Raw genomic sequence first — 9,017 nt, 5'->3', positions numbered from 1 at the left:
CAAAAACGCACCCGCACGCGATACACACGCCCCCACCGGAGCCGCAGCTGCGCCGCAGGCATCTGGGGCGCGGGGAACTGCGCAAAAACGCCCGCCCCCACCGAACCCCCACCCGACCCCGCACGCACCCCCGCCTAACATGTTCCGCACCGATAAGCCGATCACCGCACCCCGCACCCCGCACCCCGCACCCACCAAGGGGAGGCCCCATGACGCCGCCGACGACCACCAACCCGCACGCCTTCATCGCCGACCTGCCCAAGGCCGAACTCCATGTCCACCACGTCGGCTCCGCCTCCCCCCGCATCGTCTCGGAACTGGCCGCCCGCCACCCCGACTCCAAGGTCCCCACGGACCCCGAGGCACTCGTCGACTACTTCACCTTCACGGACTTCGCCCACTTCATCGACGTCTACCTCAGCGTCGTCGACCTGATCCGCACCCCCGAGGACGTGCGGCTCCTCACCTACGAGGTAGCAAGAGACCTCGCCCGCCAGCAGGTCCGTTACGCCGAGCTCACCATCACCCCGTTCTCCTCGACCCGCCGCGGCATCGACGAGCGCGCGTTCATGGAGGCCATCGAGGACGCCCGCAAGGCGGCGGAGTCGGAGTTCGGCACCGTACTGCGCTGGTGCTTCGACATCCCCGGCGAGGCCGGTCTGGAGGCCGCCGAGGAGACGACCCGCCTCGCCACCGACGACCGCCTGCGCCCGGAGGGCCTGGTGAGCTTCGGACTCGGCGGCCCCGAGATCGGCGTCCCCCGCCCCCAGTTCAAGCCGTACTTCGACCGGGCGATCGCCGCCGGCCTGCACTCGGTCCCGCACGCCGGCGAGACGACCGGACCGGAGACGGTGTGGGACGCCCTCACCCACCTGCGCGCCGAGCGCATCGGCCACGGCACGAGCTCCGCCCAGGACCCGGCGCTCCTCGCCCACCTTGCGGAGCACCGCATCCCGCTGGAGGTGTGCCCCACCTCCAACATCGCCACCCGGGCCGTCCGCACCCTCGACGAGCACCCGATCAAGGAGTTCGTGAAGGCGGGGATCGTCGTCACGATCAACTCCGACGACCCCCCGATGTTCGGCACGGACCTGAACAGCGAGTACGCGGTGGCGGCGAGACTCCTGAACCTCGACGAAGCGGGCCTGGCCGCACTCGCGAAGAACGCCGTCGACGCGTCCTTCCTCGACGAGCCCGGCAAGACCAGGATCAAGGACGAGATCGACAGCTACACCGCCACCTGGCTCGCGCCGTGATCCCACCACAATGGGCGCATGCACAAGCTGACGGCCGTGGCACACCGCGGCGACCCCTACCGCGTCCGTGAGAACACGATCGGCTCCCTGCGTGCCGCGCTCGACCAGGGCGCGGACGCGGTGGAGATCGACGTACGGCTCACCAGGGACGGCGTACCGGTGCTGCTCCACGACGACACGCTGAAGCGGCTGTGGGAGCACGACCGCCCTCTGCTCTCCCTGTCGGCGGACGAGGTACGAGGGCTGACGGACGGCCGGGTGCCGACCCTCGCGGAGGCCCTGGAAGCCACCGGCGGAAAGGACGGCGGCAGCCGCCTGATGCTCGACCTGCCCGGCACGAGAGAGGCACGGGTCGCCCGCCGCGTGGTCGACGTGGTCCGCGAGCACGGAGCCCAGGACCGCGTCTACTACTGCGCCGGCGCCACCACCATGCTCGCCGTCCGCGAGGCCGACCCGTCCGCGGAGATCGCGCTCACCTGGACGAGCCTCGCACCCCCGCGCCCCGTCCTGTTGGACGCGGTCAAGCCCCGCTGGCTCAACTACCGCTTCGGCCTGATGGACCGGGACCTCGCGGACCGTATCCACGCCGACGGCTACCTGGTCTCCGTCTGGACCCCCGACACCCGCCGCTCGATGCGCCGCCTGGCCGCCGCGGGCGTCGACTCGATCACGACGAACAGGGTGGACGTGCTCTGCGCGCTGAGAGCACAGGCGAACGGGAGTCAGGCCCCTGAGTACGCCCGCGGCGGCGAGATCGCCTGAGCGTCCGCCCCCTCCCCCACCCACAGCCGGATCAGCAGCGCCGCGGTCGCCTCGACCAGACCCGCCCGGTCCAGTCCCCCGGCGTTCAGCGGCTCGCAGCCCAGATCGCGGACGAGTCGTCGTACGACGGTCAGGGCCACCTCGTCGTCCCCGCACAGCGGCACCGCGAGGGGGCGGCCGTCGAAGACGGGCGGGGTCAGCCGCCAGACGTCCTCATGGCACAGGTTGAAGGCCTTCACGACGTGCGCCGAAGGCGCGGCGGCGGCGATGCGTTCGGCGGCCGACGGTCCGCCCGCCGTGAGCAGACCGAAATCGCGGCCCACCGGGTTGGTGCAGTCGATCAGCACCTTCCCCCGAAGCGCCTCCCCCAGCCCCTCGACGACCTCGACCACCGCCTCGTACGGCACCGCGAGCAGTACCGCGCCCGTCCCCGACTCCGCCGCCTCGCGCAGCCCGCCCGAGCGGCTCCCGGTGACCACCTCGTGCCCGGCCCGCCGCCACTGCGTGCCCAACGCGTCCGCCATGCCGCCCCGGCCGATGATTCCCACCCGCATGACGCCTCCTCCTGTTCGCCGGAACTCCCGTTTCTCCGGATCCGGCACGACAGTAGGAAGCCGCTCGGGCACCATTCGGTACGTGACCACCGACCTCGCCTTCCTCGCCGACTGCCGCACCCGACTCGCCTTCGACCTGGTCTCCCACACCTGGAACCCGGTGGTCGTCTGGGCCCTCAAGGACGGCCCCGGACGCCCCGGCGAACTGCGGGCACGCATCGGCGGGATCAGCCAGAAGGTGCTGACGGAGACCCTGCGCCGCCTGGAGTTCAACGGACTGGTCGCACGACAGGCGTACGGCGGCTCCCCTCCCCGCGTTGAGTACGAACTCACCGCCCTGGGACGGACGTTGCTCGCCCCCATCCAGGCGTTCGGCGTCTGGGCGCACGACCACGGCGACGAGGTGATGGACGCCCAGGAGCGCTACGGCGCCGACACCGCGCCTACACCCGGGACCGCTGAGGAACGGTCGCCGCGTCGGCCGGGGTCGACCGGGTGACGTACTGCGGCACGGGGGTGTCGTCCCCGCCGGTGTCGCGGACCAGGCCGTAGCGCTTGACGCCCTGGGCGGGGCCGGTGGTGATGTCCTTCTCCACCGCGTCCCAGCTGGACGGGAAGACGCTGAGCCCGTAGTCGGCGCCGCGTTCGTTGACCGTGAGGGTGACACTGCCGTCGACGTAGAAGTACTCGTTCTGCCACATCTGCTGAGTGCCGGCGGGTGGGACGGCGTAGCCGACGGTGGAGTTGCCCATTCCGGTGGCGCTCGCGTCCGTGGCGCTGACGGGGTCGTCCATCCGGCGGCCGCCGCCCGAGGCGACGTGGAAGAGCTCGCCCTCGAGGCCGGTCCAGGACGGCATGACCAGGCTGCCGGCCCGGTACTGCGGCGAGATCTGCCAGCGGACGAGGACATAGCCGTGGCCGGTGAGCGTGACGCTGTCCCCGCGGTGGTTCATGACGGCGTGCGCGCCGCCGGTGCTGGTGATGCCGGTCTCGGGCCGGTGCGGCAGGGCGGCCGGCGGGGTGTCGGGGTCCGGGGCCCGGTCGACGGCGTCGACGACGCTGCCGTAGCGGACGGTCTTCGTCGGTGTCACCGAAGGGGACGGGGACGGCGAGGCCGAGGGCGTGTCCGGCACCGAGCGTGGCCGGTACGTGCTCGCCGCCGTGGGCGAGACCGCCACCCGCGGCGCCGGGGCGTCGTCCGGGGTCCGCGTGACGACGTACGCGCCGCCCGCGACGATCGTCGCCCCCGCGGTGACCGCGACGACGGGCTGGGTGAGCGCGCCCAGCACCTTGGCTGACCAGCTCACGGAGACGGCCGTGGCGGTGGCGGCCGCGGCCGTCTTGCCGCCGAGGGCCAGCGAGAGGGTGAACGCGACCGGGACGGGGACCAGCGCGATCCCGACCAGCAGCCGCTCCGCCGGTACGACGGCCTCGCGGGTGTCCCCGCAGTAGCCGCAGCCGCGCACGTGCCGGGCCAGCCGCTTGCGCCAGACCGAGTCGGGGCGGCCGTTCCAGCGGGCGGTGAGTTCGCGCAGGTCGGGGCAGGCGCCGTCGAGGGCGCGGACGATGCCGCGGGAGGTCTCCAGGCGCTCCTTCATCCGCTGGACGCGCACGGCGGCGTGCTGCCTGCTGATGCCGACGGCGGCGGCCAGTTCGCGCCGGGTGAGTTCGCCCGCGACCTCCAGCCACCACAGCGACAGCAGTTGCCGGTCCTCGTCGTCGAGCCAGCGCACGGCCTCCGCGACCTCGCGCCGCTGCCCCTCCAGCTGGAGTCGCAGGACGGTGAGTTCCGCGAAGTCGGTGGCTTCGCGCGCGGCCGACTCGTCCAGCGGGGCGGAGGTCCTGCGACGGGCCCGGTCGCGTATCTGGCGCATGGCGATGGCGACGAGCCAGGACCGGAAGCTGTCCGGGTCGCGCAGGCTGCCGAGGTTGCCGACGGCCCGCAGCATGGTCTCCTGGACGACGTCGTCGACGTCGGCGTGGCCGTTCAGGGCGCGGCCCACGATGTTGTACACCAGCGGCAGCCAGCCCTCGACGAGCTCGTCCAGCGCCCGCCGGTCGCCGTCCTGCGCCGCCGCGATGGTGTCGCGCCACTGCCGCGTGTCCACGTCGTCCTTTCCGGCCGGTTCCCCTTCCCGGTGTCCTTCGTGCGTGGAGACGGAGTGAAGGGCGCCGCGATAACACTTTTCCGTCCCCTAGGGAGCTTCCCCGACAACTCCCGCAGGAGCGGCTGGAGTTGCTCAGGGTCCCACCAGGGCCGGGTCCTGCTCGCCGACGATCCCCCCGTCTCGGCGGTCTCGCAGGATGATCACACACATCCCACAGCCCCTGGAGCCGACCCATGCGTGACCTCCGTCGCAGAAGCCTTCTCGCCGGCGCCCTTGCCGTGCCCCTGACCGCCGGCCTGCCGGTCTCGCCCGCGAGCGCGCGTACCGCCTCCGCCCCCGCCCCCGACGCGAGGGCGTTACGCGCCGCGATCGCGGGACTCCCCGACGCGAACGCCACCGCGGCACTGGTCCGGGTCGGTGGCAGGGACGGCGCCTGGCACGGCAGCTCGGGCGTGCACGATCTGGAGAGCGGGGGGCCCGCCGATCCGCACGCACGGTTCCGGGCGGGTTCGACGACGAAGGTCGTCACGGCGGCGACCGTACTGCGTCTGGTGGCCGAGGGCCGGATCGAACTGGCCGCGCCCGTTCAGCACTACCTGCCCGGCCTCCTGGGCCCGCAGTTCCGGCCGGTCGGCGTGCGGCAGTTGCTCGACCACACCAGCGGCATCCCGGCCGGCGACGGTCTCGGCGACACCTTCGAGGAGATCTACGCCCACCGCTTCGACACGCTCACCCCCCAGCGGGTCGCCGCGTCCGCGGGCGCCAAGGAGCCGGAGTTCTGCCCGGGGAAGCAGCAGCACTACCTCAACATCAACTACACGTTCCTCGGCCTGCTGATCGAGCGGGTGACCGGGCGGTCGTACGCCTCCGAGGCCGGCCGGCTGGTGCTGGCGCCGGCCGGGATGCGGGACACGTACTTCCCGGGCACCGACCCGCGCATCCTCGGCCCGCACAACCGGGGTTACCAGGCGGTGAGGAAGGCCGACGGGACGACGGAGTTCCTGGACGTCACGGAGTGGAACCAGGCGGACCGGTTCGCGGCCGGGGACATGATCTCCACGACCGCCGACCTGGAGCGGCTGCTCACCGGTCTCTTCCGGGGCTGGATCGTCGAGCGGCCGCAGCTGAAGGAGGTGTTCTCGGTCCCGTCGGGCATCACCGGCGCGAGCTACAGCGCGGGCGGGCTCCAGCGCTTCGAGTCCGAGGGGAAGGTCTACTGGGCCAAGTCCGGCGGCCGGTACGGCTACAACTCGGCGCTCGTCGGCACCTGCGATCTGAGCCGTACGCTCGTGTACTCGGTCAACTCCACCGACGCGAAGAGCGAGGACGCGAACCCGGTCGTCGGCCGGATCATCACGGCCGCACTCAAGTAGCGGGCACGGGGAGGGCGGCAGGCGCGGTCAGCCCCTCCAGCCGCTTGATCTTTTGCCGTACGACGTACAGCGGGAGCACCCCGAACACCCCGAACGCCATGTCGATCACGCTCCACCACATCGGGATGCCCCGGATCGGCCCGCAGATCAGGGCGAGCGGGACGATGCCGGCGCAGGCGATCATCCCGAACTCGACGACCCAGATGTTGCGGACCGGGTCGCGGTAGGGGCCGTAGAAGGCGACCGTGATGACCAGGTGGGCGAAGGCCAGCCAGTCCGTGCCGTAGAGGAGGAAGGGGTAGTCGGAGTCGGCGGTGTCGAGCCCGCGCCGGACCCGCGCGATCCACTCCGTCAGCGCGTCCGGCGCGGGAAGGTGCCGCAACACGTCCTCGGTCCAGCGCAGTTCGTGGACCAGGGGGAAGGCCGTGGCCCCGCTGAGCACCAGGCAGACGACGAAGAAGGCCAGCCATACGCGGATGCCCCTGAGTTGGGCGGCTCTGTCGCTCATGGCAGCAGCGTACGCCTGGAATTGAACATGTTCAAAAGGCTCTCAGGAGGCGGCGGTCTCCGCCAGCTTCTGGAACTCGCCGAGGTCGTAGTTGGCGAGCGCGGAGTCGAGGTTGGTCAGCGCGCCGAGGTGCTCGATGAACCCCTTGGGGTCGTACTCGATCTGCAGCGTCACCCGGCTCCTGGTTTCATCGAGCCGGTGGAAGGTGACCACGCCCGCGTGGTGCACCCCCTCAACGGTGTGCCAGGCGATGCGCTCCTCGGGGATCACCTCGGTCAGCTCGGCGACGAAGTTCTTGTCGGCGCCGGGCAGTTGGAGCTGCCAGGCGAAACGGCGCTCGTCCAGCGGCTCCACCAGGCGTACGTGGCTCAGAAAGGTCGGCCACCGGGTCACATCGCTCCACAGGCCCCAGGCGACTGCGACGGGAGCCTCGATATCGACCGTTTCCACGAGGGACGCGGACATGGGGTACCTCTCCTTCTGATGGGCCGGGGCCGGCCCGACGGGTGCGGTGCGAAGCGGATACCCCCGCCGGGGCGGCACACACGGCACGGGTCCCGGCCCCGGCTCGTCCCTTCCCGCGGATCGTCCCTTACGCGGCGAGCGCGAGGGGGACGACGAGGAGGGCGCCGTTGACGATCATCGTGAGGCCGGCGAGATGGAGTGCAAGTGGGCAGCCTCGCAAGGAGTCTGGGAACCATTCCAGCGTGGCGGGACCTCTGCTCCTGCGTGAGTCTCGTGATGTTGTTCTTCGGGCTGCTGTCCATGGGCGGGTGGCTGGCGGCCCTGACCGCGCTGGCGTACTCCGTCGCCACGCTGGTGCGCGTGTGGCCGCTGGACTGGGTGCGAGGCGACGGACACCCGGCGGTACGGCTCCTGGCGCCGACACCCGCGTACCGACGCTTCGACGTGACACTCGCGGTGACGGCTGTCCTGGCAGATCTGTGGTTCATCTCGCTCGCCGTCGTCTTCGGCTCGGACGGCATCTTCACCGAAGGCTGGACGGGCTACCCCGGCATGATGGATCCCACCGGGCAGAGCTACCAGGCGGACGTGGTCGACGCCCTGCGGACCACGGCGTGGTGGACCTTCGGCACGGCGGCCCTGGCCCGCTGCTGGATCACGGCCGGAGTACAGGTGTGCGTCCTGCCGATGGCCGCGTGGTGGATCGGGTCGTTCGACACGTACTACACCTGACCGCGCTCACAACCCCACGATCACGTTCCACCGCCTCGTGTACTCCGCCCGCTCCTTCGACGTGATGTCCCGCGCGATCACCAGCCGCTCACGCGTCCGCGCGTCCGGGAAGATCAGGGGGTTGTCGGCGAGGGCGGCGGTGTCCTCGTCCTTCGACGCGGCCAGGACGTCGCGGGCGGCGGGGACGGGGCAGACGTAGTTGACCCAGGCGGCGAGTTCCGCGGCGACCTCGGGGGCGTAGTAGTAGTCGACGAGGCGCTCCGCGTTGGCCTTGTGCAGGGCGCGGTCGGGGATCATCAGGGAGTCCGACCAGAGCTCCGCACCCTCCTCGGGGACGACGAAACGGATGTCGGGATTGTCGGCCTGGAGCTGGATCACGTCTCCGGAGTACGCCTGACAGGCCAGGACGTCACCGGTGACGAGGTCCTTGGTGTAGTCGTTGCCGGTGAAGCGGCGGATCTGCCCGTTCCTGACGTACTTCTCGACCTGGTCGCAGACCGCGTCGAAGTCGTCCGCCGTCCACCGGGTGATGTCGACGCCGTTGCCCTGCATCAGCAGCGCGAAGGCCTCGTCGAGACCGGAGAGCAGGGTGACCCGGCCCCTCAGGTCACTCGCCCAGAGATCCTTCACCTGCCGGATCTCGCGGCCCAGCCTCCTGCGGTCGTACGCGATACCGGTGATCCCCGACTGCCACGGCACGGTGTGCTCGCGGCCCGGGTCGAAGGACGGTGAACGCAGCAGCGGGTCCAGGTACTTGCTCACGTTCGGCTGGTTCGCCCGGTCCATCTCCTGGACCCAGCCGAGCCGTACGAAGCGCGCGCACATCCAGTCGCTCATGACGATCAGATCGCGGCCGGTCTGCTGGTGGTTCATCAGCGCGGGGCTGATCTTGCCGAAGAACTCGTCGTTGTCGTTGATCTCCTCGACGTAGTCGACGGCTATGCCGGTCCGCTTCCGGAAGGCGTCCAGCGTCGGCCGCCGCGTCGAGTCGTCGTCGGCCGTGTCGATGTAGAGCGGCCAGTTCGCCCAGCTCAGCCGCTTGTCGGTGGCGGAGCGGTCGGTGACGGCGCGGTCGCCCGCGGCCACGTACGCGGCGGGCACCCCGCACCCGGCGAGACCGCCCAGCACCGCCGCACCGCCGAGCGCACGCAGCAGGGCCCTGCGGGAGAGCGGGGACGTCCTCGGTGTGAGTGGCATGGCCGCAGCATGCCGCCCCGGCCCGGGGGCCGACAATCGACGCGGCGTCGAGCGGAACGGGC

The 9,017-nt window shown here is 71.3% G+C and carries 10 protein-coding genes; 5 read left to right on the top strand and 5 right to left on the bottom strand.

The window, feature by feature from the left end; genetic code table 11:
• Positions 1-209: 209 nt before the first annotated feature.
• Positions 210-1,256, top strand: coding sequence for an adenosine deaminase (locus tag ACFVYN_RS24440; protein WP_390001806.1), 1,047 nt, complete (start codon positions 210-212; stop codon positions 1,254-1,256).
• Positions 1,257-1,274: 18 nt separating this feature from the next.
• Complete coding sequence (locus ACFVYN_RS24435; RefSeq protein ID WP_390001804.1) at positions 1,275-2,018, top strand: glycerophosphodiester phosphodiesterase; 744 nt, start codon at positions 1,275-1,277, stop codon at positions 2,016-2,018.
• Here ACFVYN_RS24435 and ACFVYN_RS24430 read toward each other — a convergent pair.
• Complete coding sequence (locus ACFVYN_RS24430) at positions 1,979-2,572, bottom strand: NADPH-dependent F420 reductase (RefSeq protein WP_390001802.1); 594 nt, start codon at positions 2,570-2,572, stop codon at positions 1,979-1,981. The genes ACFVYN_RS24435 and ACFVYN_RS24430 overlap by 40 nt on opposite strands.
• An 82-nt stretch (positions 2,573-2,654) precedes the next feature.
• Here ACFVYN_RS24430 and ACFVYN_RS24425 point away from each other — a divergent pair, with 82 nt between their 5' ends.
• Positions 2,655-3,071, top strand: a complete 417-nt coding sequence (locus ACFVYN_RS24425; protein ID WP_390001801.1) for a winged helix-turn-helix transcriptional regulator — start codon at positions 2,655-2,657, stop codon at positions 3,069-3,071.
• Here the strand turns inward: ACFVYN_RS24425 and ACFVYN_RS24420 are convergent.
• Complete coding sequence (locus ACFVYN_RS24420) at positions 3,016-4,680, bottom strand: sigma-70 family RNA polymerase sigma factor (RefSeq protein ID WP_390001799.1); 1,665 nt, start codon at positions 4,678-4,680, stop codon at positions 3,016-3,018. The genes ACFVYN_RS24425 and ACFVYN_RS24420 overlap by 56 nt on opposite strands.
• A 233-nt stretch (positions 4,681-4,913) precedes the next feature.
• Here ACFVYN_RS24420 and ACFVYN_RS24415 point away from each other — a divergent pair, with 233 nt between their 5' ends.
• On the top strand, positions 4,914-6,053 hold the full coding sequence (locus tag ACFVYN_RS24415; protein WP_390001797.1) for a serine hydrolase domain-containing protein: 1,140 nt from the start codon (positions 4,914-4,916) through the stop codon (positions 6,051-6,053).
• On the opposite strand, the gene ACFVYN_RS24410 is transcribed toward ACFVYN_RS24415, so the two are convergent.
• Positions 6,046-6,561: a hypothetical protein gene (locus ACFVYN_RS24410; RefSeq protein WP_390001795.1), complete on the bottom strand. Its 516-nt coding sequence runs from the start codon at positions 6,559-6,561 to the stop codon at positions 6,046-6,048. The two genes, ACFVYN_RS24415 and ACFVYN_RS24410, sit on opposite strands and share 8 nt — an antisense overlap.
• 42 nt (positions 6,562-6,603) lie before the next feature.
• Complete coding sequence (locus tag ACFVYN_RS24405; protein ID WP_390001793.1) at positions 6,604-7,026, bottom strand: SRPBCC family protein; 423 nt, start codon at positions 7,024-7,026, stop codon at positions 6,604-6,606.
• A 264-nt stretch (positions 7,027-7,290) separates the two neighbouring features.
• Between ACFVYN_RS24405 and ACFVYN_RS24400 the strand changes: the two genes are divergently transcribed.
• A complete protein-coding gene (locus tag ACFVYN_RS24400; RefSeq protein WP_390001791.1) occupies positions 7,291-7,758 on the top strand; it encodes a hypothetical protein in 468 nt (155 codons plus the stop codon).
• A 6-nt stretch (positions 7,759-7,764) separates the two neighbouring features.
• On the opposite strand, the gene ACFVYN_RS24395 is transcribed toward ACFVYN_RS24400, so the two are convergent.
• On the bottom strand, positions 7,765-8,955 hold the full coding sequence (locus ACFVYN_RS24395; RefSeq protein WP_390001789.1) for an extracellular solute-binding protein: 1,191 nt from the start codon (positions 8,953-8,955) through the stop codon (positions 7,765-7,767).
• Positions 8,956-9,017: the final 62 nt, after the last annotated feature.

The sequence above is a fragment of the Streptomyces sp. NPDC058307 genome (assembly GCF_042880295.1).
Lineage (GTDB): Bacteria > Actinomycetota > Actinomycetes > Streptomycetales > Streptomycetaceae > Streptomyces.
This window is presented reverse-complemented; position numbering and strand designations above follow the sequence as displayed.

What these genes read in the sequence shown, in the direction of transcription:
- ACFVYN_RS24435 (WP_390001804.1), top strand. Translation starts at nt 1,275, where the DNA reads ATGCACAAGCTGACGGCCGTGGCACACCGCGGCGACCCCTACCGCGTC.
- ACFVYN_RS24440 (WP_390001806.1), top strand. Translation starts at nt 210, where the DNA reads ATGACGCCGCCGACGACCACCAACCCGCACGCCTTCATCGCCGACCTG.
- ACFVYN_RS24415 (WP_390001797.1), top strand. Translation starts at nt 4,914, where the DNA reads ATGCGTGACCTCCGTCGCAGAAGCCTTCTCGCCGGCGCCCTTGCCGTG.
- ACFVYN_RS24395 (WP_390001789.1), bottom strand. Translation starts at nt 8,955, where the DNA reads ATGCCACTCACACCGAGGACGTCCCCGCTCTCCCGCAGGGCCCTGCTG.
- ACFVYN_RS24430 (WP_390001802.1), bottom strand. Translation starts at nt 2,572, where the DNA reads ATGCGGGTGGGAATCATCGGCCGGGGCGGCATGGCGGACGCGTTGGGC.
- ACFVYN_RS24410 (WP_390001795.1), bottom strand. Translation starts at nt 6,561, where the DNA reads ATGAGCGACAGAGCCGCCCAACTCAGGGGCATCCGCGTATGGCTGGCC.
- ACFVYN_RS24405 (WP_390001793.1), bottom strand. Translation starts at nt 7,026, where the DNA reads ATGTCCGCGTCCCTCGTGGAAACGGTCGATATCGAGGCTCCCGTCGCA.